The sequence below is a fragment of the Arthrobacter sp. B0316-5-4 genome (assembly GCF_059090325.1).
In genome coordinates, this window is the sequence record NZ_JBNHFN010000001.1 from 578,366 (window position 1) to 603,847 (window position 25,482).

The 25,482-nt window shown below is 63.9% G+C and carries 25 protein-coding genes; 14 read left to right on the top strand and 11 right to left on the bottom strand.

The annotated features are described in order from the left end of the window. Positions 1-233 precede the first annotated feature (233 nt). The 9 genes from AC5RU9_RS02695 (at position 234) to asd (ending at position 10,097) form a co-directional block, all read left to right on the top strand. Positions 234-932 (top strand): winged helix-turn-helix transcriptional regulator, encoded by a 699-nt coding sequence (locus AC5RU9_RS02695; RefSeq protein ID WP_090817688.1) that lies wholly within the window; start codon positions 234-236, stop codon positions 930-932. Between the two features lie 239 nt (positions 933-1,171). Further along, positions 1,172-2,143: a mycothiol synthase gene (gene mshD / locus AC5RU9_RS02700; RefSeq protein WP_494015211.1), complete on the top strand. Its 972-nt coding sequence runs from the start codon at positions 1,172-1,174 to the stop codon at positions 2,141-2,143. A gap of 91 nt (positions 2,144-2,234) precedes the next feature. After that, a complete protein-coding gene (locus AC5RU9_RS02705) occupies positions 2,235-4,484 on the top strand; it encodes an RNA degradosome polyphosphate kinase (RefSeq protein ID WP_211712097.1) in 2,250 nt (749 codons plus the stop codon). 8 nt (positions 4,485-4,492) lie between these two features. Beyond that, a complete protein-coding gene (locus AC5RU9_RS02710; RefSeq protein WP_494015468.1) occupies positions 4,493-5,461 on the top strand; it encodes an NUDIX hydrolase in 969 nt (322 codons plus the stop codon). A gap of 71 nt (positions 5,462-5,532) precedes the next feature. Continuing rightward, positions 5,533-7,209 carry a hypothetical protein gene (locus AC5RU9_RS02715; protein WP_494015212.1) on the top strand — a complete coding sequence of 559 codons (1,677 nt, stop codon included), beginning with the start codon at positions 5,533-5,535 and terminating at the stop codon, positions 7,207-7,209. Then, a complete protein-coding gene (locus tag AC5RU9_RS02720; RefSeq protein ID WP_211712095.1) occupies positions 7,206-8,009 on the top strand; it encodes a thymidylate synthase in 804 nt (267 codons plus the stop codon). The genes AC5RU9_RS02715 and AC5RU9_RS02720 overlap by 4 nt, the downstream gene beginning before the upstream one ends. Further along, a complete protein-coding gene (locus AC5RU9_RS02725; protein ID WP_494015213.1) occupies positions 8,006-8,605 on the top strand; it encodes a dihydrofolate reductase in 600 nt (199 codons plus the stop codon). Before AC5RU9_RS02720 ends, AC5RU9_RS02725 begins: the two co-directional genes overlap by 4 nt. A 10-nt stretch (positions 8,606-8,615) precedes the next feature. Beyond that, positions 8,616-8,837: an NF038396 family protein gene (locus AC5RU9_RS02730; protein WP_211712093.1), complete on the top strand. Its 222-nt coding sequence runs from the start codon at positions 8,616-8,618 to the stop codon at positions 8,835-8,837. Positions 8,838-8,954: 117 nt separating this feature from the next. Beyond that, positions 8,955-10,097 (top strand): aspartate-semialdehyde dehydrogenase, encoded by a 1,143-nt coding sequence (gene asd / locus AC5RU9_RS02735; protein WP_494015214.1) that lies wholly within the window; start codon positions 8,955-8,957, stop codon positions 10,095-10,097. A gap of 23 nt (positions 10,098-10,120) precedes the next feature. Here asd and AC5RU9_RS02740 read toward each other — a convergent pair whose 3' ends face one another. Next, positions 10,121-11,119, bottom strand: a complete 999-nt coding sequence (locus tag AC5RU9_RS02740) for a DUF559 domain-containing protein (RefSeq protein WP_494015215.1) — start codon at positions 11,117-11,119, stop codon at positions 10,121-10,123. A 205-nt stretch (positions 11,120-11,324) separates the two neighbouring features. Next, a complete protein-coding gene (locus tag AC5RU9_RS02745) occupies positions 11,325-12,449 on the bottom strand; it encodes a winged helix DNA-binding domain-containing protein (RefSeq protein ID WP_494015216.1) in 1,125 nt (374 codons plus the stop codon). Positions 12,450-12,534: 85 nt separating this feature from the next. On the opposite strand from AC5RU9_RS02745, the gene AC5RU9_RS02750 reads away from it, so the two are divergent. Beyond that, positions 12,535-13,014 (top strand): hypothetical protein, encoded by a 480-nt coding sequence (locus AC5RU9_RS02750; protein WP_235517162.1) that lies wholly within the window; start codon positions 12,535-12,537, stop codon positions 13,012-13,014. An 81-nt stretch (positions 13,015-13,095) separates the two neighbouring features. On the opposite strand, the gene AC5RU9_RS02755 is transcribed toward AC5RU9_RS02750, so the two are convergent. The 7 genes from AC5RU9_RS02755 to AC5RU9_RS02785 are packed head-to-tail and all read right to left on the bottom strand — an operon-like array spanning position 13,096 to position 18,450. Then, the gene (locus tag AC5RU9_RS02755; protein ID WP_494015217.1) at positions 13,096-14,163 is read right to left on the bottom strand and encodes a UDP-N-acetylmuramate dehydrogenase; all 1,068 of its coding nucleotides are present in this window, start codon (positions 14,161-14,163) and stop codon (positions 13,096-13,098) included. Between the two features lie 9 nt (positions 14,164-14,172). Next, the gene (locus AC5RU9_RS02760) at positions 14,173-15,456 is read right to left on the bottom strand and encodes an MFS transporter (RefSeq protein ID WP_494015469.1); all 1,284 of its coding nucleotides are present in this window, start codon (positions 15,454-15,456) and stop codon (positions 14,173-14,175) included. Between the two features lie 41 nt (positions 15,457-15,497). Continuing rightward, the gene (locus AC5RU9_RS02765; protein ID WP_494015218.1) at positions 15,498-15,935 is read right to left on the bottom strand and encodes a MaoC family dehydratase; all 438 of its coding nucleotides are present in this window, start codon (positions 15,933-15,935) and stop codon (positions 15,498-15,500) included. A gap of 2 nt (positions 15,936-15,937) precedes the next feature. Then, positions 15,938-16,387, bottom strand: a complete 450-nt coding sequence (locus AC5RU9_RS02770) for an FAS1-like dehydratase domain-containing protein (protein ID WP_416404920.1) — start codon at positions 16,385-16,387, stop codon at positions 15,938-15,940. Positions 16,388-16,417: 30 nt separating this feature from the next. Further along, positions 16,418-16,642: a DUF3188 domain-containing protein gene (locus tag AC5RU9_RS02775; RefSeq protein WP_494015219.1), complete on the bottom strand. Its 225-nt coding sequence runs from the start codon at positions 16,640-16,642 to the stop codon at positions 16,418-16,420. Positions 16,643-16,669: 27 nt separating this feature from the next. Continuing rightward, the gene (locus tag AC5RU9_RS02780; protein WP_494015220.1) at positions 16,670-17,584 is read right to left on the bottom strand and encodes a DUF2797 domain-containing protein; all 915 of its coding nucleotides are present in this window, start codon (positions 17,582-17,584) and stop codon (positions 16,670-16,672) included. Between the two features lie 2 nt (positions 17,585-17,586). After that, positions 17,587-18,450 (bottom strand): HpcH/HpaI aldolase/citrate lyase family protein, encoded by an 864-nt coding sequence (locus tag AC5RU9_RS02785; RefSeq protein WP_211712083.1) that lies wholly within the window; start codon positions 18,448-18,450, stop codon positions 17,587-17,589. 375 nt (positions 18,451-18,825) lie between these two features. On the opposite strand from AC5RU9_RS02785, the gene AC5RU9_RS02790 reads away from it, so the two are divergent. From AC5RU9_RS02790 to AC5RU9_RS02805, 4 genes are all read left to right on the top strand, one after another. Beyond that, on the top strand, positions 18,826-19,860 hold the full coding sequence (locus AC5RU9_RS02790) for an ABC transporter substrate-binding protein (protein ID WP_494015221.1): 1,035 nt from the start codon (positions 18,826-18,828) through the stop codon (positions 19,858-19,860). Further along, the gene (locus AC5RU9_RS02795; protein WP_211712081.1) at positions 19,857-20,747 is read left to right on the top strand and encodes an ABC transporter ATP-binding protein; all 891 of its coding nucleotides are present in this window, start codon (positions 19,857-19,859) and stop codon (positions 20,745-20,747) included. Before AC5RU9_RS02790 ends, AC5RU9_RS02795 begins: the two co-directional genes overlap by 4 nt. Further along, positions 20,747-21,655 (top strand): ABC transporter permease, encoded by a 909-nt coding sequence (locus AC5RU9_RS02800; protein ID WP_494015222.1) that lies wholly within the window; start codon positions 20,747-20,749, stop codon positions 21,653-21,655. Before AC5RU9_RS02795 ends, AC5RU9_RS02800 begins: the two co-directional genes overlap by 1 nt. A gap of 70 nt (positions 21,656-21,725) precedes the next feature. After that, positions 21,726-22,655: a TauD/TfdA dioxygenase family protein gene (locus tag AC5RU9_RS02805; protein ID WP_494015223.1), complete on the top strand. Its 930-nt coding sequence runs from the start codon at positions 21,726-21,728 to the stop codon at positions 22,653-22,655. A gap of 92 nt (positions 22,656-22,747) precedes the next feature. On the opposite strand, the gene AC5RU9_RS02810 is transcribed toward AC5RU9_RS02805, so the two are convergent. Together AC5RU9_RS02810 and AC5RU9_RS02815 are read right to left on the bottom strand one after the other, a co-directional pair. Next, on the bottom strand, positions 22,748-23,707 hold the full coding sequence (locus AC5RU9_RS02810) for an aldo/keto reductase (protein ID WP_494015224.1): 960 nt from the start codon (positions 23,705-23,707) through the stop codon (positions 22,748-22,750). Between the two features lie 16 nt (positions 23,708-23,723). Further along, a complete protein-coding gene (locus AC5RU9_RS02815) occupies positions 23,724-25,478 on the bottom strand; it encodes a glycoside hydrolase family 13 protein (RefSeq protein WP_494015225.1) in 1,755 nt (584 codons plus the stop codon). Positions 25,479-25,482 lie beyond the last annotated feature (4 nt).

Sequence of the window (25,482 nt, forward strand, 5' to 3'; positions counted from 1 at the left end):
TACGACCTCTCGACAATCCTGCCTTAACCCAGCCCAATATGTCGTAATTCCGCCCCCTGCCCGTCACGAATCCCTGTCTGGCGGGGCCCAGGTGGGTATACTCAGACTTCAACGGCGCACAGTGTATGCCTTGATCCCGTTACAACGGGCAGAGGTGGCCTGCGTGCTGTGACCGACCGGTGAGACTCCGGTTTCGACGCCCGATGATGCGCGTAAAGCCCATTGGAGGAACTATGTCGCACATCCTGCTCCTAACGAACAGCACCGGCTCTTCGGTGGACATTCTGCCTGCCTTGGAACTGCTGAACCACCGCGTGCACATCCTCCCGGCCGAACCCACGGCCCTCCTGGAAACTGATCCCACGGACATCGTCTTCCTGGACGCCCGCAAAGACCTGGTAGGTGCCCGCTCACTTACCCAGTTGCTCAAGGCGACCGGCCTTAGCGCACCCCTGATGTTGATCCTCACCGAAGGCGGCATGGCTGCCGTCTCTTCGGCGTGGGCTGTTGACGACATTGTGCTGGACTCCGCCGGGCCCGCCGAGGTCGAAGCGCGCATCCGACTTGCCATGGCGCGTGCTGTCACCGGCGAAGAGGAAACCCAGACCGAAATCCGGGCAGCCGGCGTCGTTATTGATGAGGCGAGCTACACGGCGCGCGTCAATGGCCAGCCGCTCAACCTGACCTTTAAAGAGTTCGAACTCCTCAAGTACCTGGCACAGCACCCAGGGCGTGTGTTTACCCGCCAGCAACTGCTGACCGAAGTCTGGGGCTACGACTACTACGGAGGCACCCGGACCGTGGACGTCCACATCCGACGCCTTCGCGCCAAGTTGGGCGTGGACCATGAAAACCTGATCAGCACCGTCCGCAACGTCGGCTACCGGCTGACGTTGGTTCGCCTTCCCGACGACGAACTCTCCGAGGCCTGAGCAAGTTTGGTGTAGGACCTGATGCACAAAAGAGGCCGGAATCCCTGCGGATTCCGGCCTCTTCTTTGTTTTGTTGTGGAGGACATACGGGTCGAACGTATCGAGGCCACCCCACTGGTGGATCCCCCTCGCGTTGACTGCTGCGGACTGGCCGCAAAGCCGAACGAGATACCGAGACTATCCCTGTTTTGCAGGGACTTCAAATCCCGGTGCTTGCCCGGGGCGTATAGCCTTGCATCATGAGTCACGCGCACCCGGAGAACTGGCCCGTACTGATCATCAACGGCGCCTTGGACGCCGAACTCCTCAAGGACTTCACCACCCTTGCTGCTGCCGCGGAGGAATCCGATGGGAACCCTCCCCTCTCCGAGCAGACCCTGGTGATGTTGCGCGGCGCCGACTCGGGGGAATCGTCCGTCCTGTCCTTTGCCGTGTATGCCCCGGACGAGGATTCCGATCCGGCGACCGGTGAAGATCTGGCGGGGATCGCCGTCGTGGTTGAAGACCCCGACGCAAGCGGCGTGCTGGAGCTGGCGGTCCACCCGAGCTACCGCAACCAAGGCGTTGCAGGCCGGCTCCTGGCCGCACTCCAAGAAAAGCGGAGCCTGGATGGGCTCAGTGCCTGGTCCCACGGAAACCATGAAGCCGCTGCGGAGCTTGCCACCCGTTTCGGATACGGTCCGGTGCGCGAACTGTGGAAGATGAGGCTGATGTCCTCCGCTTCTGCCCTGCCCGACGCCGGCCTTCCGGACGGTATTTCGCTGCGCGCCTTCGTTCCCGGCCAGGACGAGCAGGCATGGCTGGCCGCCAACCGGGCGGCGTTCTCGCACCACCCCGAGCAGGGTTCGATGACCCTGGCGGACCTTGAGGCCCGCAAGTCCGAAGACTGGTTCGATCCCCAAGGCTTCCTGCTGGCGGTCAACTCCGAAGGTGAGCTGCTGGGCTTCCACTGGACCAAAGTCCATCCCCGGCAGGGACCGCACCCGGCCATCGGTGAGGTGTACGTGGTGGGGGTTACCCCGGCAGCCCAGGGTCTGGGCCTCGGCAAGGCCCTTACCGTGGCCGGAATCACCTACCTGCAGGACAAAGGCTTGCACGCTGTGATGCTCTATGTGGACGCCGACAATGAGGCAGCGGTAGCCCTGTACCAGAAGCTCGGCTTCGTTCGGTGGGACACCGATGTGATGTATGGTCCGGTCGCCAAAGATTAACCTGGCGCGAATGCCGGGGACATCTTGGATTCGGGCATCGAAATTGCTTGTAATGTGGGAGGAAACCCCGTCCTGAGCTTAGGAGAAACCCATGCAGCCGGACCCCGTCGGCACCGCCGGATCCACCTCGAAGGGCGCTACGTTGCCTCCGCGCTTCGGATCATCGGAGGTCCCGGCCTCGCGAGCCACCCAAGACCGCATCGACATTCCTGAGTTCGCGCCGAGCCTGGAGCCTGAAGGGGACATCTCCCCGGACCGTTTCCTTGATCGCGAGCTGAGCTGGCTGGCGTTCAACTCCCGGGTTCTGGAACTTGCCGAAGATCCGGACCTTTACTTGCTGGAACGCGTCAATTTCCTCTCCATTTTTGCCTCCAACCTTGACGAGTTCTTCATGGTGCGCGTCGCTGGGCTCAAACGGCGTATCGCCACCGGGCTTGCTGTCCCGTCCCCCGCCGGACTGAGCCCCATCGAGGTACTGGAGCAGATCGGCGACGAGGCCCACAAGCTGCAGGAACGACACGCGCGGGTCTTTGCTGAACAGATCCGCCCCGCCCTGGCCTACGAGCACATCCACATCATGCACTGGAATGAGTTGGATGAAGACGCCAGGCACCGGATCAGCATCATGTTCCAGGAGAAGGTCTTCCCCATCCTGACCCCGCTGGCCGTGGACCCCGCCCACCCGTTCCCGTACATCTCCGGGCTTTCTCTGAACCTGGCCGTGATCGTAAGCAACCCGATCAGCGACAAGGAACTCTTCGCCCGAGTGAAGGTCCCGGACCAGCTCCCCCGGCTGATCTCCGTGGACGGGCCCCGTGCCGGCGCCATCCCCGGACGAGTGGCCCGCTTCATCGCCCTCGAAGAAGTTATCGCCGTGCACCTGGACAAGCTCTTCCCGGGCATGGAAGTCCTGGAGCACCACACCTTCCGCGTCACCCGCAACGAGGACCTCGAAGTAGAAGAGGACGACGCCGAGAACCTCCTCCAGGCCCTGGAGAAAGAACTGTTGCGCCGACGTTTCGGTCCTCCCGTGCGCCTGGAAGTCACCACGGACATCAACCCGAACATCAAGGCGCTGCTCATCCGTGAGCTTGGCGTCGAGGAGTCCGAGGTCTACTCCGTGCCGGCGCCCTTGGACCTGCGGGGGCTGTCCGCGATCAGCGGCATCGACCGCGCGGACCTTCACTACCCCAAGCACGTGCCACACACGTCGCGGTACCTGAACGAATCGGAAACGTCCAAGGCAGCCAACGTCTTTGCCGCGATGCGCCGCAGGGACATCCTGCTGCACCACCCGTACGACTCGTTCTCCACCTCGGTCCAGGCCTTCCTGGAGCAGGCTGCGGCGGACCCCAAGGTGCAGGCCATCAAGCAGACCCTGTACCGGACGTCCGGCGACTCCCCCATCGTGGACGCCCTGATCGATGCAGCAGAGGCCGGCAAGCAGGTCCTGGCCCTCGTTGAGATCAAGGCCCGCTTTGACGAGCAAGCCAACATCTCCTGGGCACGCAAGCTGGAACAAGCAGGCGTTCACGTGGTCTACGGCATCGTTGGGCTGAAGACACACTGCAAGTTGTCCTTGGTTGTCCGCCAGGAAGTGGACGGCCTGCGCCGCTACTGCCACATCGGAACCGGTAACTACCACCCGCGCACTGCCCGGTACTACGAGGACCTCGGACTTCTCACTGCCAACGAACAAGTGGGCGAGGACCTGTCCAAGCTGTTCAACCAGCTCTCCGGCTATGCGCCCAAGTCAACGTTCAAGAGGCTGCTGGTGGCGCCCCGCTCGGTGCGCGCCGGGCTGGTGGAGCGAATTGAAACCGAAATCCGGAATGCTCGTGCGGGGATTCCCGGACTGGTGCAGATCAAGGTCAACTCGATGGTGGACGAAGCCATCATCGACGCGCTGTACCGCGCCTCGCAGGCTGGCGTGAAGGTCGACGTCGTCGTTCGCGGTATCTGCTCGTTGCGCCCCGGGGTCCCGGGACTCAGCGAGAACATCACCGTCCGCTCCATCCTGGGACGCTTCCTGGAGCACTCCCGCGTTTTCGCTTTCGGTAACGGCGGCGAGCCTGTGGTGTACATCGGTTCGGCCGACATGATGCACCGCAACCTGGACCGCCGTGTGGAGGCCCTGGTGCAGTTGGCCAGCAAGGAAGACACAGCAACGGTCATGGACCTGATGCGCCGCTACGTTGACGACGGAACAGCGAGCTGGCACCTGGACAACCAAGGCCACTGGACGCGCTATCACCAGGACCCGGACGGCAAACCACTGCTGGACATGCAGTCATGGCTCCTGGAATCGCGTTCACGGCAGCGCGCATCGGCACGGCGGTAGAGAAGCAGTTGAACAGCGATACCCCCGTGGCCGATCAAACAGACCACCCTGGCGAGTCCGTGGCCGTCGTTGCGGCCGGAGCCATCCCCTGGCGGGTCAACAAGGGTGCCCTTGAGGTGCTCCTGATCCACCGGCCACGCTACGACGATTGGTCCTGGCCCAAAGGCAAGCTCGACGCCGGCGAAACGGTTCCCGAATGCGCCGCCCGTGAAGTATGGGAAGAGATTGGGCTCCAGGCCCCGCTCGGCATCCCGCTCCCACCTATCCACTACCATGTGGCTGCCGGGCTGAAGGTGGTCCGATACTGGGCCGTCAAAGTCAACGGTGCTCAGTTGCGCCCGGACGGCAAGGAAGTGGACAGCGTCATGTGGTGCAGCCCCGACCGGGCGGCCACGTTCCTGAGCAACCCGACCGACGTCGAGCCGCTGGAATACCTCGAAAAGGCCCACGTCCGTGGCGAGCTGGACACGTGGCCCCTGATCCTGATCCGCCATGCCAAGGCAAAGCCCCGGTCCTCGTGGACCAAGGCCGAAGGTGACAGGCCCCTGGCGGCAACCGGCCAGCGGCAAGCTGTGGCAGTGCAGCGCCTCCTCGGAGTGTGGAAGCCACAGCGCGTCGTCACCAGCCCATGGGTGCGGTGCGTCGCCACCATCGCGCCCTACGCCAAAGCCAGTGGGGCGAAGGTGAAGCTGGTGGAAGCCCTCACGGAACACCACCATCAGCGCTCCCCCAAAAAGACTGCTGCCGCTGTTGAGGCGTTGTTCGACAAGCAGGTACCCATCGCGGTGTGCACGCACAGACCCGCGTTGCCCACGGCGTTGAAACAGTTGGGTCAGCACATGCCTTCGAGTTTGCGGGCCGTCCTGCCGACCGCGGACCCCTACCTGGCTCCCGGTGAGGTCATCGTGTGCCAGGTCGCGCGGGGCGCCGACCGGAAGATCGTCTCCGTGGAACAGGTCAAACCCTTCGACGACTGACGTATGACTTGACCCCCGACTCTTTGTGGCGAATCGTAGGAACTTCGTTTCAAAGACTTGGGGGTCTTGTTTTGGTTGCAGTGCCCACGCTGTTCTTCCTGGGACCGGTTATCGGCGCTGCCGTGGTGTACCTGTTCCTGCGGATGCAGGTCTGGTCCAGGCCCGATGCCCAGTCCGTGGCCTCGCACGGGCTGTGGGTGGGAATCATCGGCTGGATGGCCAGCTCACTCCAAGGGGCCATGAACGCGGGGATCCTGCACGGGAATCCAACGTTGTCCTCTGCTCCGGCAACCGCTGAAGAGATCGGGACCGCCCTGGGATGGCCCATCCTCGCCTGCCTCGGCGTCCACGCCCTGGGCCAACTCAGCTATCCAAGATCCAAGGGAGAGCGCAGGTTCGCCAAACTGCCGGTCTGCGGGGTCCGGGACTTCGTCCCCCGGAAACTCGCCTGGACCACGGCGGCAATATTCGCGTTCGCGGCCTTGGTCATTGCGTGGATCGCCACACTCCCTGGTTACACTCCGGTGGCCCCTTCAGGTACCCCGCCGGAGCCCCAGAACGTCAATACCGGGTACTACGGCCAAGGACAGGACGGCAGGATTCCTGGCTGGGAGCTGGCCATGTGGCTCGGAGGCGCACTGCTGGTCCTCGCCGCCGGAACCGGGCTATTGCTGTTGGTGATCGCGCGTCGCCGTCAACTGGAGACACTCGACGTCGACGACGACCGGACGCTCCGTGGCATCGCAGCCAACCGGCTTCTACGCACCGTGGCAACCATTGCGGCCGGCCTAGCGAGCATCGCCGGGAATTTCGCGGCACAACCAGAGCCCGGGGCCGCCTGGCAATCGTCATGGTTCAATGCCCTGGGCTTCGTCAATATGGCCGTACTGCTGGTGATGTTGTGGTGGCAGGTTCCGTCCATGCCCTCGCTCGTCTCCGCGGGTCAGTCCACCAGCGTCCGGGCCCTCCGCGCTGATCCCGGAACTCACGGAGCCGCCAGGCTCACCATCAACATCGGGGTTGCACTCGGCACACTTGGAGGGCTGGCGGGAATCGGCGGTGTGGCTGCAATGTACGCCTTGACCCAGCCCCAGAATGCGTGGGTGGCGCCCCTCGCACTGGGGCTGGTGACCGCGTTCCTTCTGGCAACCATCTGGGGAGGAGACCTGCTGATAGGAGGAAATTACGGCACCCAGGAGGCACCTGTCAGGTGGCCGCTTCGTCCCGTGTCCCGCGGGTTGTCGTATTACGCCTCGGCCAGCGCACTTGTATTTCTTGCCTCCATCACCTTCACGGTGGCCATTTTCGACGGACAGCCACTCGGTGAGGCGGCATGGCCAGCTGCCTTAACCGCCACCTTGGTGGTCGCTGCGGTAGGTGCCTTGGCCATCCTCGCTGCCCGCCGACGTCGTGGTATCCCCGAAGGCGACGGCGACGCCGGCTTGGACGCCGCCTTGAGGGCAATCTCAATGTATCGGATCGTCAGGACGTTGAGCGCCTATTGCCTGGGGCAAACTGCCCTTCTCCTCATGACTTCAGGAAGTATCTGGTACCAGCTGTTCCTGCCCGCCCCGGGGGTTTACCCGCTCGGGCCAAGCCCTGCCGTCACCGTCGGAATGGTCCTGGCAGCGATAGCGGTCATCACCGCCATCACCCCTGTACGCGGGCTCATTCGCACTATTCCCCGCGACCGACATGCCAGCACCATGACCGGCAACCCGCCCCGGCAAAGTAAGCTGGACCCGTGAGTATCCCCACCCCCTATGAAGACCTTCTGCGCGACGTCATGGCCAACGGCACGCACAAGTCGGACCGCACCGGAACCGGGACGCGCAGCGTTTTTGGCCGTCAGTTGAGGTTCGATCTTGCCGAGAGCTTCCCGCTCATCACCACCAAGCGGGTCCACTTCAAGTCCGTGGCAGTGGAGCTCCTGTGGTTCCTGCGCGGCGACTCGAACGTCAAGTGGATGCAGGACCAAGGCGTCTCCATCTGGGACGAATGGGCGGATCAGGACGGCGAACTCGGGCCGGTGTACGGAGTCCAGTGGCGCAGCTGGCCAACCCCCGACGGTGGACACATCGACCAGATTTCGGAGGTCATGAAGGGCCTTGCCAGCAACCCGGATTCACGACGACACATCGTCTCCGCCTGGAACGTTTCCGAGCTCAAGGACATGGCCTTGCCCCCATGCCATGCGTTCTTCCAGTTCTACGTGGCCGACGGAAAGTTGTCCTGCCAGCTGTACCAGCGTTCGGCGGACACGTTCCTGGGGGTCCCCTTCAACATTGCCTCGTACGCCCTGCTGACGCGCATGGTCGCGCAGCAGTTGGGACTTGAACCCGGCGAATTCGTTTGGACGGGAGGGGACGTCCACGTCTACGACAACCACGTGGACCAGGTTGCCGAGCAGCTAAGCCGCGAACCGTACGAATACCCGCAGCTGAAGATCCTCCGCAAACCCGACTCAATCTTCGACTACACCCTGGATGACTTCGAGGTCGTGGACTACCGCCACCACCCCACCATCAAGGCACCGATCGCCGTATGAGTACTCCTTCCGCCGACGTTCCCGCGCAGCTCCCGGGCGTCATCTTCACCCAGGAAACAGCTGCCGCGATGACCGGGATCGGGATGATCTGGGCCCAGACCAAGGCTGGCGTGATCGGCAAGGACGGCAGCATGCCGTGGCACCTGCCGGAGGACCTGAAGCACTTCAGCCAGCTCACCACCGGCCACCCCGTCATCATGGGCCGCAAGACCTGGGAATCATTCCCCGCGAAGTACCGCCCCCTGCCCGGGCGCACCAACATCGTGGTGACCCGGAACGCTGAGTGGGCCTCCACGCCCGAGGCCGAGGGGGCACTGGTGGTCTCCTCGCTCGACGAGGCCCTCCTGGAATCCCAGTTCGCGCCCGGCGGCCAGAAAGTATGGATCATCGGAGGCGCGCAGATTTTCGAGCAATCCATGAACCTCGCCAACCTTGCCGTGGTCACTATCATCGATGCCGACTTCGACGGCGACACTTTCGCGCCCGAACTCGGTAACGACTGGACCTTTGACACCATGGCGCCGGCCGAGGGCTGGCTCACCGCCAAAAATGGCACAAACTACCGGTTCACCTCGTGGCGCCGGAACGAACGCTAGGAACGACTGCATGCTAAAGAAACCCGAAACCCTGTTCGTGCTGGGGTACATGCTGCTGCCGCTCTTTGCCCTGATCTCCGCCATCGTGGGCCTGACCATGATCCTGGGCGGCAACAAGATCGTGGGCATCATCATCCTGGTGATCGTGACCCAGGTATTCACATTTGGCTCATTCTTCGCCGTGCGGGCACGCAAAGCCGCGCTGGTGCAAGAGCACAAAGCCGGCAGCTAGCGTTTCCAGCAGTCCGCGTTGGGGTGGGGCAGCCGCTGGGCCGGGTGCCGTCGTCGTGCGTCGCTGCCGTGACGTAACCAACAGCGGCAGTTCGCTCCGAAAGTTTAGACTGGGTGAATGACTACAGCAGCTAATCCGTCCGTTGGACTGGTCGGTTGGCGTGGCATGGTCGGCTCCGTCCTGATGCAGCGCATGCAGGAAGAGAACGACTTTGCCAACATCAACCCGGTATTTTTCTCCACCTCGAACGCAGGAGGTGCCGCCCCTTCCTTCGCTGACGGGGCAGGCAAGCTCGAGGATGCGTTCGATATTGAGACGCTGGCCAAGCTGCCGATTATTGTCACCGCCCAGGGTGGGGACTACACCAAGCAGGTCCACGGCGAACTCCGCAGCCGTGGCTGGGACGGCCTCTGGATCGATGCTGCCTCCACTTTGCGCATGAACGACGATTCCATCATCGTGTTGGATCCCATCAACCGCGACGTCATTGACGCAGGCCTTTCCGGTGGCGTGAAGGACTTCATCGGCGGAAACTGTACGGTTTCCTGCATGCTGATGGGCCTCGGCGGCCTCTTCAAGAACAACCTCGTGGAGTGGGGTACGTCCATGACGTACCAGGCAGCTTCCGGTGGCGGTGCCCGCCACATGCGTGAGCTCCTGAACCAGTTCGGCACCCTCAATAACGAGGTCAGCAGCGAACTGGAGGATCCTGCCTCGGCCATCCTCGAGATCGACCACAAGGTCCTCGCGGCACAGCGCACCGGCGTTGACGCCACCCAGTTTGGCGTCCCGTTGGCTGGCTCCCTGATTCCCTGGATCGATGCCGACCTCGGCAATGGCCAGTCCAAGGAAGAGTGGAAAGCCGGAGTGGAAACCAACAAGATCCTCGGCACCGGAAACGGCACCGCAGGCAAGGACCACATCGCCATGGACGGTCTCTGTGTCCGCATTGGTGCCATGCGCTCCCACTCGCAGGCCCTGACGCTCAAGTTGCGTGAAGACCTGTCCGTCACCGAGATTGAGAACCTCCTCGCCAAGGACAACGAGTGGGCCAGGGTTGTTCCCAACACCAAGGAAGCTTCCATGGCGGACCTGACCCCAGTGGCCGCGTCCGGCACGCTGGACATCCCTGTGGGCCGTATCCGCAAGCTCGAAATGGGCCCGGAGTACATCAGCGCCTTCACTGTAGGCGACCAGCTCCTGTGGGGTGCGGCCGAACCGCTCCGCCGCATGCTCAACATCGCGACGGGCAAGCTCTAGGTTCCGCCCGCTCACACACTCCGCTAACCCGCTGTTCCGTTGCTGCCCTGCAACGGAACAGCGGGTTTTCGACTTCCTGCCTTAGCCAAGGCCGTTTTGAGTAGGCGCTCAACTTCCCAGGGCCTGCTGAGGTCTTCCCACTCGATCCTGATGACATTCCATCCCATCGCCATAAGGGCTTTCTCCCGCCGCCGCTCCTGAAAAATGACGTCCTCGGTTGGGGCGTAGTCGAAGTACTTGGCTCGACCATCGAACTCGAGGATGAGCTTGTGGTCCCACCAACCGAAGTCTCCCGTGTAGGTTCCGATTGGCGTGGTGACCTCTACCTGAAGGTCTGCACCAACGATGCCGAGCCGGTCCAGGAGCACGCGGGTGCGGGTCTCCCCCACTGATTCGGATCTGCCATCCATTGCCTCCAGGATCCGCCACAACCGTCGGGCACCCCGCGTGATCGCTCCGGTACTGAGATAATCGCGCATCACGCGCGGATCAGCACCCTTTCGAAGAGCTTGGTCCGCGATGACCAAAGCCCTCTCAAAGTCCAAGGTCCGCGCACAGTCCACCACGGTGCGCTCAAGGCTGGTGACCGGGATGGGCCGTTGCCAGGGGGCCAGCACCTCGACGATCTCAGCCCCAGGCAGCGGGCCTCCGTGCGCCTCAAGGTCGCCACCGGAGCTCCCTTGGGCCGGGGAAAACGGTGTGGTGACGTGAACGCGGGAACCACTGTCCCAAGGGGAGCATCCGTGCAACCGTGCGGCACTGGCATGACTATAGACACTGGTTGTACGCGCGCCGCGATGATGCGCCTCGATCCTCATCAAGTCCTGCTCCCATGGCTTCCGCCGATGCCAATCCTGGGCCCTGACGTAAGCCCCACGCCTAAGCCTGATGAGTTTCCCGGAGCGGACGCCAGCTGTCAGCACCCGATCACTAAAGCCCAGCCCGGACAAGTCTGCTGTTGTAGCCACCGAGGTGCCGGGCCAGAGGCGCGAGATGTGGTCGTCAAGTTTCTTTGTTTGCATCTGTCCATCGTCCGGGGCACGGGGATGCCTCACTAGGGTTCAGTTCCCGTATGTGGACAACCCGGATCAGCTCATCGGAGTCGGGGTGCCGAGGAATGCGCCGGCACCCCGCTGCCCCACTCAAAGCCGTTGCCAACCCGCACCCACGTCGCCGGCCAACCACGGAATAGCGAGCCAACCACGGACCACCCGTGCCGGCCGGCCCTCAGCTCGCCATGAACTTCAGGTATGCCCGTCCCTGGGCCTGGAACGAGCGCTCGGCGGCGGGTCCAAGCGCTCCTGCAAACGGTTCCGGAACCACGCTGACGGCCTTGCCGGAGACCGAGCGGGCCCACGTCCCCACCACTTCGCCGCCGGAAACTATGATGCGCTTGAAGACGCCGTTATTCCCGGGCACCACGCGTTCGGCGTACTCCGGGGCGAGGACCAGGCTTCGGTCTTGGTACCCGAGAAGGTATTCGTCGAATCCGGGCAGTGCCAGCAGCGAGCGGGAGCCGGGAACGCCGTCGTCGAGCATTGCGGCCGCTTCGGGTGACAGCCAATAGCTGGCGCCGCGGAACTGAATCTCGACCAGGCGGTCCCGCACGGATGCCAGGGCAGCGCGGGCCTCGGTGAGCGGCACTTGGCTCCACCATGCGAAGTCCCTGATGGTCGCTGGACCGTGGCCCCGGAAGTAGCGGAAGAGGAGCTCTGCAATCCCTTCGTCACGGCCCAGGTCCCTGGACTTCGGAATCCAGTCGTCGAAGGGCACAAACAGTTGCTGGACACCGGCTTTACCGGCCGAGGCCGCCATGGGCCCTTGTACGAGCCATGCTTCACGGCACAGACTTCCCAAGAGGTGGATGCCGCGCTGGGACTTGGTGAGTTGGCCGGCTTCCTCAAAAGCCTGGAACAGCTGCTCGCGGGTAGCCCCGGCGGTGCCCTCGCCTGTTCTGAGGACCTCGACGGTTTTGTACGCTATGTCGCGGCAGTGGCTGATGTCGTCGGCGGTGATGGCCAGTTCGCGGTGGCGGCCCGCCACAATGGTTGCCAGCCGACCGCTGGTGATACCCAGGATCCAGCGCAAGTCTTCGGGTGCCAGCAGGTGTAGGGTGCCGCGCATGGGCCAGGAGCGAACCACCGTCCCGGCGTCGAGTGCTGCGCGGACGTCCGAGGCCGCAACACCGGGCACCCGTTGCCCAACAGCCCAGAAAGCCATCCCGAGGTCCTGGGCTTGCATGGCCGTCATCCAGCGGACGGCATCGGCGATGCCGGGGAAGCCGCCGGCCAGAAGGCCCTGGCTGGCGAGCCGGAGCCGGCCCATGACGCGGGGAGTCAGCGGTGTAGGCATGCTTCATCCTAAGAGCGCACGCGGGCACAGGGAACCTTGCCGCGCCTCCCAGCCGTCACCCAGCAGGGGAACCTAGGATAAGTTCATGCTTTTTGGTGACCTCGCTCCGTTTGTGCGGCCGATGAGCCGGTGGTTGGCTACCGCCGGCTGGTTCTGCACGCTCGTTGGACTTGGTGCCGGGCTGATCGTGGCCGTCGGGACCGGGGTCAGCCTTTCCCCATCAATGCAGGCCATCCAAACCGTCAGCCTGGTCGCAACGGCTACGGCCGCGCTCCTCATTGGAACAGCTGCGGCCAGCCAGCCCGTGTCCGATCGTGATGATGACGCGCCCGAGCCGTGGTTCTACCCGGCCGCGGCCGCGCAAGTCCGCAGCTTCCTGCTCGGGTCCGTCGTCATGCTCCTGGGCTTGGTGGGCTTCGCTGCGGCCGGGCTGTTCATGCCGAGTGGTCCCTCGCCGCAGAGCATCGCGTTTAGCCAGATATTCCTTCTGGGCTCCATCAGTTGCGGGTTGACGTTCTTGCTGCTCAACAAGGTTTTGCCGATCGCCGAACGGCGAACGCGCTAGGAAACGCCAAGGGGCGGGACCCCGGGAGTATTCGGCATCCATAGAGCCGAGAGCCAACCCCTCGCGAACCCAATACGCGCCTTAGAGGGACACACCGATCAACAGCGGTTCCGGGTGCAGTTCAATACCAAAACGCTCGACGACGCCGGCCCGCACCTCGCGCGCGATGGCCACCATATCCGCGGCTGAGGCTGAACCACGGTTGGTGATAGCCAGCGTGTGCTTGGTGGACAGAGACGCCCGGCCTCCGGAAACGCTGCCCTCTTCGAGCCCGAAGCCCTTGCCGAACCCGGCTTGGTCGATCAGCCAGGCAGCGGAGAGCTTCACCAGCCCATCGGTTCCCGCGGGGTACTGCGGTGCGTTGGCGGGCAGCCCTGCCGCACGCTCCGCCGGCACGATCGGGTTGGTGAAGAAGGAGCCCGTGGAGTAGGTATCCCGGTCCTCTTTGTCCAGGACCATCCCCTTGGACGCCCGGAGCCGGAGGACTTCACGACGGACATCGTTGGAGTAGGCGCGCTTGCCTGCCTCCACACCCAGCACCCGGGCCAGCTCGGCATAGCGGATAGGGGCACTCATCCGGCCCAGCGGCAACTGGAACTCGACCGTCAGGACCACGTAGCGCGGCGACCCGTCGACGGTGGTTTGCTTCAGGATTGAGTCGCGGTATCCGAATTTGAGCTCGGAGTTGGTGAAGGTCTGCACGGCGTTGCGTCCACGGTCCCACGTCCGCACGGCCGCAATGGTTTGCGATACGTCAGCGCCGTAAGCTCCCACGTTTTGCACGGGCGTGGCTCCCGTGGCACCTGGAATACCGGAGAGTGCTTCCAGGCCGGACCAGGCGTGAAGCACGGCGTGCTGCACCAGGGCGTCCCAGTTGTGGCCGGCCTGCACCACGACGGACACGCCACCGCAGCTGTCCTCGGAGTTCACTGTGAACCCTTCGGATGCGATCTTCAGGACTGTGCCGGGGTAGCCGTCGTCCGAGATCAGGAGGTTGGATCCACCGCCGATGATCAGGAGTTTCTCGCCCGCTGCGTCAGCCGACCGTACGGCGTCGATGATTTCGGCCTCGGTGCGGGCCTCCACAAAGTTCCCTGCGGGGCCGCCGACAGCGGCTGTGGTCAATTCGGAAAGCAGCGTCTGGGTCACCAATCAAGCCTAACGGGCTTCGTTGGGCTGCATGGACTTCGCTGTGGTTTGGCCAGCGAGCGGAGCCAGGAAGAAGCTGACCACCAGCATCACAAGTGGCGCCAAGAGGGAATGGAGGATGCCAAAGTGTTCGGCAAGCAGGCCCAAGAGCGGCGGTCCGCACAGAAATGCCCCGTACCCGATGGTGGAGACCACGGAAACGCGGGCGGCTGCGTGCACGGGGTCGTCGGCAGCAGCTGACATCCCCACCGGGAACCCCAGCGAGGCGCCAAGGCCCCAAACGGCCAGCGCCACGAACGCGAGCCACGGCACAGGCGAAAAGACAAAAAGTGCCAGACCCACGACGGCGGTGGCCGAGCACCAGCGCATCACCACTACCCGCCCAAAGCGGTCAAGGATGGCGGTGCCGGCGAAGCGTCCAATGGTCATGAACGTGACGAACAGGCCGTAGCCAACCGCTCCTGCCGCATCTGACTGGCCGTAGCCGTCGGCGAGTGCCAGAGCCACCCAGTCTCCCGCGGCGCCTTCGGCCAGGGCCAGGCCGAGGACCAGTACGCCGATCAGCAACGTTCGTCGGTCACGCCAGGCAAGGGCCACGAGCCGTTTGTTGTCCAGTGGTGCAGCGGGGGTGCCGGTTTCCGCGGACCCCGGGGTGATGATGGGCAACGGACCTGTCGAGGGGTCCTGGAAGGTATCGGTTTCCTCCGAGAGGTGAGGGCGGGCCGGCGCCGCGGTCTTCTCCGCCCGGAAGAAGAATCCTGCGGTCACCACGGAGCCAGTCACCACGACACCCGCGATCAGGAAATGCCAGAAGACGGCAAGGTGCACGGCGGCGGCCCACGCACCAAACCCCGCAGCCGCGACAGTACCCAGGCTGAAGGCGCCGTGGAGGTGCGGCATGACGTGCCGTCCCAGTGCCCGCTCCATGGCTGCGCCTTCGACGTTGGACGCCGTGTTCCAGCTGGCTGTTCCCAGGCCCAGCACCACTAAACCTGTGGCCACAACGACGGGGTTCGCGGCGATGGAGGCCCCCACACCAATAGTGACCAGCCCTGCCCCCACCATGCAGCTCCCGATCCAGCTGGTGAGTTTGGGGCCGAGCCGCAGCACGATGAGTCCGGAAGCGGAGATCGAAACGAACGACGCCACAGTCATGCACATGAGCAGGAGCCCGATGCCACCGGGTGTCAGGTCCAAGCCGTCACGGATCGCCGGGAGCCGAGACACCCAGGTTGCGAACGCAACACCGCTGGCCGCATAGGACGTCAGAACAGCGACGCGCCACTGGAGCATCTGGGTCGCAGTGGCGCGTTGCTTGGAATCGTTCGGTTGGTTCAAGAGACTTTCACGACCGCCTGAGACTTCATGAGGACTTTCTGTCCGGCGGCGACAACAGTGAGGTCGATACGGGCGGTGCGGGCATCGGCGTCGAGGGCTCCCACCACGCCGGTCACGTCGATGACGGCGCCGGCATTGTCCGTGCCGGTGGTGTCCGTGACCAGGACAGGTTTGGTGAAGCGGGTCTGGTAATCGACGACGGCGGCCGGGTCGCCCGCCCAGTCGCTCACCAGCTGCACTGCGGCTCCCATGGTGAACATGCCGTGCGCAATGACTCCAGGCAGCTCAACCGAGGTAGCGAAGGCTTCGTTCCAGTGGATGGGGTTGAAGTCGCCTGAAGCCCCGGCGTACTTGACCAGGTCCTGGCGGGTGACGTCGATGCTGCGGGTGCCGATTTCCTGGCCAACCGCGAGGTCTTCGAATGTGGGGCTCATGATTACTGTCCCTCTCCGCGGACCAGGATGGATGAGGTGGTGGTGGCGACCTTTTCGCCCGCCTCGGTGGAAATTTCGGAGCGTGTGGTGATCATGGCTCCACCGCCCATGGCCCGGACGCCGTCGACATGCAGTTCGGCGACGAGGCGGTCACCGGCGACTATGGCGCGGTGGTGCGTGAAACGCTGGTCGGCGTGGACCACCCGGGAAAAGTCGATGCCGGACTCGGGGTCCTGCACGAGCTGCGCGTCAGCGCGCTGGGCGACAATGATGGCGAACGTTGGCGGGGCTACGAGGTCGCTGTGTCCGAGGGCTTTTGCCGCGTCCACGTCAAAGTGCGCGGGGTTGGTAGCCTTCACGGCTTGGGCAAATTCGCGAATCTTTTCGCGCCCGACGTCGTATACCTCTGCGGCAGGGTAGCTTCGGCCCTGCAGGTCCGGATTGATACTCATGATCCAACCCTATCGGCCCGCAGGGTTGGTTTACTTCCTGTAGTCCTTGCGGATTTTCTGGCCGCGGACCACAAGCCCCGCGACGTGCAGGAGCAAGCCGACGCCGATCAGCGGAAGCGATGCCAATGCCAGTCCCTGGTTGCCGGAGGTGTTGCCCACGATGCTCAGGATAATTCCGACGGCGATCAGGCCCATGGCGCCAAAGACCAGCACTTTGTAGGCCGTAGGGGCGGTGGCCCAGAATTGTTCAAGCACCGTCCAAGTCTACCGGCGCAGTGGGGGCTAGAAGAGCGAGTCCTGCAGGGCCGGGATCTCCGTCGTGTGCGGCCCGAACTCCACTTTGCGGCCCTTCAGCGCGCCAAGGTCTGCCACGAAACTGCCCTCTACCTCATTCCCGGAAGCGTCGGGCAGGCCGACCAAGGCGATCGCTCCGGACAGCGAGCGGACCCGCAAACCGTGCCCGCCGCCGTCGAACGTTGCAGGGTAAGGGTGGCGAAGGCCGGTGCGCGCGGTGCAGAGGGTATCGGCCAGCGCGGGCCTGTCCCACTCTTCCTCCACAACCGCGTAACCGGTCATGGCCAGGCCGCCCAACAGTTCCCGCACGCTCCCGGCATGCTGGCGGTTCACAGCGGCAAGTTCGACGCCGGTACGCGGCTCCACCAGTCCGGTCGCCTTGGCTGCCGAGCGGACTTGTTGGACGAGGCCGAGTTCGCGGGTTACAAGGTCCTCGAGGATGCGAACGATGCGGCCGTCCTCCGCGTGTGCCACGTAGAAGGCGTGCACGGCGCCCTGTTCAGCCAGGCGGTTCCACTTGCGTGGCGCGGAAGCCGTCCCCACCTTGGTGGCACCGTTCGCGAAGGTGGCCACGTAGAGCCAGTGCGGTTGCATGAGGTACGCCCGCAGTCCGGACGGGACGGAGCCGCCGCGGTGGAAGTCATGCATCAACCGCGAATCGTCCCGGGCAAAGCAGGCCCCGCATTGTTTGCCCCGCTCGGCCGGCGAACCACTGGGGCATGGAACGTGCGTGCGGTCGCCGGGTCCGTGAACCTTGGTATGGCCAAGGCACCACAAACCGGGGGCAACGCGAAGGCCCAGGGACGCACCCTGGGCCAACGCCACGTCAGAAAATTCCCCCTGCGGCGACATCAGCCTCAGCACAGGCACGGATGAGTCCCATGAGACTCCGTGGACCAGCATGCCTACAGGGAAGGCTGGACTCCGAAAGCCACTGCGAGCTTCATGATCTTCTCGGCGCGACCCAAACGCGGAAGGTCGGAACCATCGCGGATCACACGGCCGTTGGCTTCGAAGTCGTTCATGAAGTCAGTGGCCCAGGCGACGTCCGACGGCGTGGGGCTGATGACTTCATTGATAACCGTGGTCTGGTCGATGGCCAGGCAGAGCTTGCCGGTCATGCCCATGGTCACGGTGATGCCGGTCTGCTCGCGCAGGATGGGGTGGTTGGTACCCACGGTAGGTCCATCGATAGGGCCGGGCAGGTTACCGACGCGGCTGGCGACAACCAGCTTGGCACGCGGGTAGGCCATGGCCTCCGGCGTGGCCGCCATGCCGGTGTCGCGGCGGAAGTCGCCGGAACCGAAAGCGAGGCGGAAAGCGCCCTGCGCACGGGCGATGTGGTTGGCTTCCTCGATGCCGAGGGCCGATTCGACCAGCGCCACGACGGGCGTCTTGCCGTCCATGCGGTGGTAGGACTCGGTGACCTGGTCGGCGGACTCGGTCTTGGCGAGCATAACGCCTAAAAGTCCGGGCGTGCCGCGCAGGCCCGCGAGGTCATCGGCCCAGAACGGGCTGGTGGCGTCATTGATGCGGACCCAGGCCTGGCCACCGGCGGTCAGCCAGTTCACCACGTTCTCGCGGGCGGCATCCTTCTGGGAAGGGTCCACGGCATCTTCAATGTCAAGGATGATCGCGTCTGCCCGCGAGCCCGCAGATTCATCAAAAAGCTCCGTTTTCATGGCATTGACAAGAAGCCAGGAACGGGCGATATCGGCGGGAATGTTGCGGGTAGGCCGAATGGACTCGGCGGCGATGCTAGACGTCATGTATCTACCGTATCCGTCCAGCGTGCCGCAAGGCGAAGAATTCCGCCCGGTTGTGAGGATCAATACGAACTAAACCCCATATGACTGTGGGGTCCCGCAGTATGAACGCCCGACGACGGTACCCGCCAGTCGTAAAGGTCCCACCGGACGCTGTTGTTCACAGGGCTCAACGCGGCGTCTTGTGTCCCCCGGTTGCCGGGAATTGCCCTGGATTTCCTCCCGTGTCGGGCTGTTTCGCAGCGTTTCCAGGCGTTACCCGATCGCTTCCCACACGCCGTCGAAATGGGCTTTCATCGTTCCCAAGCCGTTGCACGGGTTTTCAAACTCCCGCAGCGGCCGACCACCCAACACCCCCATCATCTGAAAGTAGCTCCCATGAAACTGCATCTGCCCCTCCTGAGCGTCGCGGCCGCCGTCGTACTAGCGCTGACGGTGTCCGGCTGCGGCGGTGCAGCCGAAGCCGGACAAGCCAACCAAGCAGGCAACGAAGTCAAGGAACTCCGCTACCAGGGCTCAGCGAACAACGTGACCTTCCCCGAACTTGCTGCGGACCTGGGCTACCTGGGCGACCTGAAATTGAACTGGGTGGGCAACACCACCAGTGGGCCCCAGGACATCCAGTCCGCTGCGACCAACCAGACCGACTTCGGCGGCGCGTTTTCCGGCGCGGTGGTCAAACTCATCGAAGCCGGAGCCCCAGTCAAAGGCGTAGTCAATTACTACGGCTCGGACGAGAAGACGTTCAGCGGCTATTACGTCAAGGCGGACAGCACCATCAAGGAGCCCCGGGACCTGATCGGCAAGAAGATCGCCGTGAACACCCTGGGCGCCCACCACGAAGCAGTCATCAACACGTGGCTTACCAAGAATGGACTGAGCGCGGACGAGATCAAGCAGGTCCAGCTTGTCCCGTTGGCACCGAACGACACCGAGGAAGCCATCCGCCGCGGCCAGGTTGATGCCGGAACACTCGGCGGTGTACTGCAGGACAGGGCCATCGAAGCAGGCGGACTCCGCTCCCTGTTCAGCGATGTTCAGCTGTTTGGAAACTTTGCAGGTGGCCAGATCGTGCTCCGCAACGACTTCATCGAAAAGAACCCGAACACCACCCGCACCTTCACCACAGGCGTGGCCAAGGCGATCAAGTGGGCCGCTGAGACGCCGCGTGAGGAAGTCATTGCGCGGTTTACGAAGATCATCGAGGGCCGCGGCCGCAATGAGAGCACGGCCAACCTGAAGTTCTGGAAGAGCCCCGGAGTCCCCGACGCCGGCGTGATCAAGGACGAGGACTTCAGCCGCTGGGAGGCCTGGCTCAGCTCGGCCGGCATCGTCAAGGACAAGCTCACCCCCTCCAAGTACTACACCAACGAGTTCAACGAGCTCGCTGGCGACAAGAAGGGATCGTCATGACCTCGAAAATCAGTCTTCGGAACGTCACCAAGGAATTTACGGTCCGGGCCACCAAGACCACCGCCGCCACCCGGCTCACCGCGATCGATTCTTTGAGCCTGGACGTCCGTGACGGCGAGTTCCTCACCCTGGTTGGTCCCAGCGGTTCGGGCAAGACCACCCTGCTGGACCTTCTCGCCGGGTTGTCCACCCCGACCTCCGGAGAGGTACTGGTGGACGGCAAGCCCGTCACCGGGCCGGGCAAGGACCGTGCCGTGGTGTTCCAGCAGTACGCGTTGTTTCCGTGGCGGACGGCCTCGGCGAACGTCTCGATCGGCCTTGAAGGCGTAGGCCCTGATGGCAAGAAGCTGAACCGCCGGGAACGTGCGGCAAAAGCCAGCGAATATCTGGCACTGGTGGGGCTCGCCGGATTCGAGGACCGCTACCCGCATGAACTCTCCGGCGGCATGAAGCAGCGCGTGGCCATCGCCCGCAGCCTGGCGTACGAGCCGGACGTGCTGCTCATGGACGAACCGTTCGCAGCACTGGATGCCCAAACGCGCGAGCAGCTGCAGGACGAACTGCTCCGGATCTGGAAGGCCACAGGCAAGACGATCGTGTTTATTACCCACGGCATCGACGAGGCCGTGTATCTCGGCGAGCGCGTTGCCGTGCTGAGCGCGCGACCGGGGCGGCTCAAGGAGATCGTGGACATCAACATCCCCGACCGCGACGGCGACGAGGACATCCGCTCCCACCCCGCCTTCGTGGAGCACCGCCATCAGGTCTGGACACTCCTGCACGACGAAGTCCGCAGAGCCCAGGACGCCGGGCACCGCAAGATCCTGCCGGACGGCAGCGCACCGGATGAACCTGCGACCACCATCACTGAAAGGAGCGCGGCCTGATGACCACCACGCTGACACATCCGGATACCGCAACCTCCGCACCCGGCCAGACAACCGCCGTCGAACCTTCCGTGACGGCAGCCGCCGGGGAGAGTACGACGCCGGCACCCCGCAAAGCGCGCCGCGTCGCCGCTGTGCTTGGTTCAGCCGTGTGGAAGTCCGCCGCAATCCTGGCGTTCCTGGCGCTGTGGGAGCTGGGGCCGACGTACTTGGCCAGTCCCTCCACACGGGTGTTCCTGCCGCCGCTGCATGAAGTGCTCCTGGCCTGGGGCAAGCTCTTCGAATCCGGCACTATCCAGGGTCACATCGCGGCCAGCCTCACGCGCTCGGTAGCGGGCTTCGGTGCAGCGCTGGTGGCGGGTGTCTCGCTGGGTTTGCTCATTGCCTGGTACGGGCGGCTGAACTCAGTCCTGAACCCGCTGTTGGAGCTGTTCCGCAACACGGCCGCACTGGCGCTCCTACCGGTGTTTACGTTGCTGCTGGGCATCGGCGAGGAATCCAAGATCAGCATCGTGGCCTACGCGGCGTTCTTCCCGGTGCTGCTGAACACCATTGCCGGTGTAAAGACCGTGGACCCGCTCCTGATCAGGGCTGCGCGTTCGTTGGGGCTCAATAGCTTCCGGCTTTTCCAGAAGGTCATCCTGCCCTCCGCCGTGCCCACGATCTTCACGGGTATCCGCATGGCCGGTACCGCATCCATCCTGGTGCTGATCGCCGCCGAAATGGTCGGCGCGAAGGCTGGTCTGGGCTACCTGATTGTCAATGCGCAGAGCAGCTTCCTGATCCCGGACATGTATGCGGGCATCCTCACGGTGTCCTTGCTGGGGCTCGGTGTGAACTTCCTGCTGGTGGCCCTTGAACGGCACTTCTCCCGCTGGCGGACCGCTGTCGGTGCGGCCGCTTCCTGAGTTTTTACCCGTGGCATCCCAGCCACACCCATCACTGAAATCACTGAAATCACTGAAAGAAGGAAAACAAATGACCGTCATTACCGAAACCAAACTCGAGTTCGCCAAGCTCGGCTCCCGCATCGGCGCCGAAATCCGTGGGCTGGACATCAGCGGAGACCTGAGCCAGGAAACCGTTGCGCAGATCAGGGCAGCACTCAACGAACACAAGGCATTGGTGTTCCGCGAAGCAAACATCCTCACCGACGAGGCCCAGGTGAAGTTCGCTTCGCATTTCGGGCCACTCACCAAGGCTCACCCGACCGTTGCCTCGGTGGAAGGGGAGGAGAACGTCCTGCCCGTTGACAGCGAAAACGGCTCAGCCAACAACTGGCACACGGACGTCACGTTCGTGGTCAATCCGCCGCAGGCATCCACGCTGCGCAGCATCGACCTTCCGGCCTACGGTGGGGAGACCCTGATCGCGTCCTCGGCCGGCGCCTACCGGGACCTCCCGGAGGAGCTGCGCAACTTTGCGGAAACCCTGTGGGCCATCCACACGAACGACTACGACTACTCGGTGCCAAAGAACCTGGAGCACTCCAACGCCGAGGAACGTCGCAAGGAGTTCACGCGGCTGAAGTTCGAGACCGCGCACCCCGTGGTCCGCGTCCATCCCCTGACCGGCGAGCGCGGATTGTTCATTGGGGGCTTCGCGCAGCGGCTGCGGATCGTGGGCCTGTCCAACACCGAGTCCAAGGACATCATCCGCCTCCTCCAGGCGTATGTGACCCGTCCGGAGAACGTGGTCCGCGTGAACTGGGAGCCTAACCAGGTGGTCCTGTTCGACAACCGCATTACCCAGCACTACGCCCCGGACAACTACGACGGCCAGCCGCGCAAGCTCAACCGTGTGACCATCGCCGGGGACATCCCGGTCAGCATCGATGGAAAGCCCAGCCAGGCGATCCAGGGTGACTCCAGCACGTACTCCGTGGTGGCACCCGTGACGACCTCGTAGGGGGTCGCATGTGTTGCTGTCCTGACCCAACTGAGTCGCAGTTAAGCGCGTTTTCAGCTCTCATAACGCGCACAACTGCGACTCAGTTGGGTTTAAGGGATGTTGTTTCCCCGCGCTGCGACCCACAGGCCGTACCACTGGGCACGTGTCATGTTCTTCGCGACAATTGCGGCGTCGGCGCACGCCGTGATCCGTGCGACGTTGGTTGTGCCCACGACGGGCGAGATACCTGCCGGGTGCTTCATGAGCCAACCCAGCAGCACAGCTTCCGGCGTGGACCCCTGAGCCTCCGCCAGCTGTTCCAGCATTGCCGCGGTGGCCGACTCCGCAGCTGAGAGTTCGCCGGACTTGGCTCCGGTGTACCGGCCCTGGGCCATGGACCCGTAAGCCTGAAGCTCCACCCCGTGGGCCGTGCAGTACTCCACGGTCCCGTGCGGGAAGCTGTAACCCGCGCCCTCCGCATGGTTGACCAACACGGTGCTCTCCACCCAGTCCCGCCGGAGCAGGCTCATTTCCAACTGGTTCGCCACGATGGGTGTCTCCAACTGGTCTTGGAGGAATGCGATCTGGGCGCCGGACATGTTGGACACCCCCAGCTGCCGTACCTTGCCTTCGGCCATCAACTGCCCGACGGCGGCCGCCACCTCATGCGGGTCCATCAGGGGATCGGGCCGGTGCAGGAGCAACAGGTCCACGTAATCCGTTTGGAGCCGTTTCAGGCTCCCGTTGACCCGTTCAAGGATGGCTTCCCGGCTGAGGTCGTAGTGCGTATCCAACCCGCGCTCCCCCAGCCTGATCCCGCACTTGGTCTGCAACTTGACGTTCCCGCGCAGACCCTGCGAACGGGCGAGGACCTCGCCAAAGACGGCCTCGGACTTGCCGCTGCGGTAGATGTCCGCATGATCGAACAGCTCAACGCCAATCCCGCGTGCGGCGTCAATCACCGCAGCGGCCTGATCGATTTCCGTCGCTCCGTAGGACGTGCCGTCCCATGGACCGCCAAGTCCCATGCAGCCGTAGATGAGGCGTCCCCGCCCGTTCGCAAATGCCATAGCGTCAGTACTCCGCCTACGCCTTGCTGACAACCCAGGCGGTGGTGTCGGAAGGCAGTTTGCCCTCTTCCAATGGTCCGCTGGAGACCACCACCTCGCCCTCCGGCAGGTCAACGGGCTCACTGCCGAAGTTGGTCAGCGTGTGCCACCCGCCGGGACGGCTGAAGTGCAGCACGTCCGGGTTGCCGGTCTCCACCCATTCAAGTTCCTCATCGGCCTGGAGTTCGCTCCGCAGGTGCAGCGCCTTCCGGTACAGCTCAAGCGTGGAACCTTCGACGCCGTCCTGCTTGGCGACTGCGTACTCCGCAAACCACGCAGGCTGCGGGAGGTGTGCGCCGCCGGAGCCGAACCCAAACGACGGGCCCTCCGCTGTCCACGGCAACGGAACACGGCATCCATCGCGGCCGATTTCCACTCCCGGGTTGCGGAAGAACGACGGGTCCTGACGCTCGGAATCGGGAATCTCCGTCACTTCGCGCAAGCCCAGCTCTTCACCCTGGTACAGGTACGCGGAGCCCGGAAGCGCGAGCAACAAGAGCGTAGCGGCGCGGGCGCGACGCAAGCCAAGTTCGACGTCGAGCTCCTCAGCGGGTGCGCCGGCAAGCAGCCATCCTTTGCCGTCCTGGCCCTTGGGTTCGCCACCGGTGATGTCCTGCGCTGCATTGGTTCCCTGTGCCACCGAACCGCCCTTCGGCAGCCCATAGCGGGTGGCGTGGCGAACGACGTCGTGGTTGGAGAAGACCCAGGTGGAGGACGCTCCGGATTCCTTGGCGGCAACCAGGTTGTCCGTGATGATCTTCTTGAAGGATGCGGCGTCGAAGTCGGACTGCAGCAGGTCAAAGTTGAACGCCTGCCCGAGTCCCTCCGGGCTGGCGTAACGGGCACGGCGTGACTCGTGGACCCAGGCTTCGGCAACAGCAGTCCGCGGCGGGTTGTACTCGTTGAAAAGCTTGCGCCACTCTGCGTAAACCTCGTGCACCTCGTCGCGGTCCCAGAAGGGGTGCGATCCGTCGGTGAAGCCATCAGTTCCATGTGCCTTGGCCTCGAGGTCGGCCTTCATGGGCAGCGGCTCGGAAAGGTCCTTGGCCATGCCGTGGGCAACATCGATACGGAAACCGTCCACGCCGCGGTCGGACCAGAAGCGGAGGGTCTTCAGGAAGTCCTCGCGGATCTCCGGGTTCTCCCAGTTGAAGTCCGGCTGCTCCTTGGCGAAGATGTGCAGGTACCACTGGCCAGGCGTGCCGTCCGGTTCGGTGATGCGCTCCCAGATGGGCCCGCCAAAGACGGAATCCCAGTCCGACGGAGGAAGCTCACCGTTTTCGCCCTTGCCGTCACGGAAAATGTAGCGCTCGCGGGCGGCTGAGCCCTTCGGGGATGCCAGCGCCTCCTTGAACCATTCGTGGCGGTCAGAAGAGTGGTTGGGCACGATGTCCACCACGATCTTGATCCCAGCGGCGTGCAGGGCTGCGGCCATCTCGTCGAAGTCTTCCAGCGTCCCCAGCTTGGGGTCCACGTTGCGGTAGTCATCCACGTCGTAGCCGCCGTCGGCAAGGGCCGAAGGATAGAACGGGCTGAGCCAGACCGCATCGATTCCCAGTTCCTTCAGGTACGGGACCTTGGCTGTGATGCCCTTGATGTCTCCCAGCCCGTCCCCGTTCGCGTCGTGGAAGCTGCGGGGATAGATCTGGTAGACCGCTGCTTGGCGCCACCAGTTCGGATCAGCCATGCGTCCGGCGTCGGTACGGTGTGCCTGCGTAGTGGGGGTGCTCACGAAA

Bases quoted from the DNA above. Each gene is read 5' to 3' on its own strand.
- AC5RU9_RS02705 (WP_211712097.1), top strand. From the start codon at position 2,235: ATGCAGCCGGACCCCGTCGGCACCGCCGGATCCACCTCGAAGGGCGCT.
- AC5RU9_RS02770 (WP_416404920.1), bottom strand. From the start codon at position 16,387: ATGAGTATCAATCCGGACCTGCAGGGCCGAAGCTACCCTGCCGCAGAG.
- AC5RU9_RS02695 (WP_090817688.1), top strand. From the start codon at position 234: ATGTCGCACATCCTGCTCCTAACGAACAGCACCGGCTCTTCGGTGGAC.
- AC5RU9_RS02765 (WP_494015218.1), bottom strand. From the start codon at position 15,935: ATGAGCCCCACATTCGAAGACCTCGCGGTTGGCCAGGAAATCGGCACC.
- AC5RU9_RS02785 (WP_211712083.1), bottom strand. From the start codon at position 18,450: ATGACGTCTAGCATCGCCGCCGAGTCCATTCGGCCTACCCGCAACATT.
- AC5RU9_RS02750 (WP_235517162.1), top strand. From the start codon at position 12,535: ATGCTTTTTGGTGACCTCGCTCCGTTTGTGCGGCCGATGAGCCGGTGG.
- AC5RU9_RS02730 (WP_211712093.1), top strand. From the start codon at position 8,616: ATGCTAAAGAAACCCGAAACCCTGTTCGTGCTGGGGTACATGCTGCTG.
- AC5RU9_RS02790 (WP_494015221.1), top strand. From the start codon at position 18,826: ATGAAACTGCATCTGCCCCTCCTGAGCGTCGCGGCCGCCGTCGTACTA.
- AC5RU9_RS02745 (WP_494015216.1), bottom strand. From the start codon at position 12,449: ATGCCTACACCGCTGACTCCCCGCGTCATGGGCCGGCTCCGGCTCGCC.
- AC5RU9_RS02780 (WP_494015220.1), bottom strand. From the start codon at position 17,584: ATGCTGGTCCACGGAGTCTCATGGGACTCATCCGTGCCTGTGCTGAGG.
- asd (WP_494015214.1), top strand. From the start codon at position 8,955: ATGACTACAGCAGCTAATCCGTCCGTTGGACTGGTCGGTTGGCGTGGC.
- AC5RU9_RS02805 (WP_494015223.1), top strand. From the start codon at position 21,726: ATGACCGTCATTACCGAAACCAAACTCGAGTTCGCCAAGCTCGGCTCC.
- AC5RU9_RS02800 (WP_494015222.1), top strand. From the start codon at position 20,747: ATGACCACCACGCTGACACATCCGGATACCGCAACCTCCGCACCCGGC.
- AC5RU9_RS02740 (WP_494015215.1), bottom strand. From the start codon at position 11,119: ATGCAAACAAAGAAACTTGACGACCACATCTCGCGCCTCTGGCCCGGC.
- AC5RU9_RS02760 (WP_494015469.1), bottom strand. From the start codon at position 15,456: ATGCTCCAGTGGCGCGTCGCTGTTCTGACGTCCTATGCGGCCAGCGGT.
- AC5RU9_RS02725 (WP_494015213.1), top strand. From the start codon at position 8,006: ATGAGTACTCCTTCCGCCGACGTTCCCGCGCAGCTCCCGGGCGTCATC.
- mshD (WP_494015211.1), top strand. From the start codon at position 1,172: ATGAGTCACGCGCACCCGGAGAACTGGCCCGTACTGATCATCAACGGC.
- AC5RU9_RS02810 (WP_494015224.1), bottom strand. From the start codon at position 23,707: ATGGCATTTGCGAACGGGCGGGGACGCCTCATCTACGGCTGCATGGGA.
- AC5RU9_RS02795 (WP_211712081.1), top strand. From the start codon at position 19,857: ATGACCTCGAAAATCAGTCTTCGGAACGTCACCAAGGAATTTACGGTC.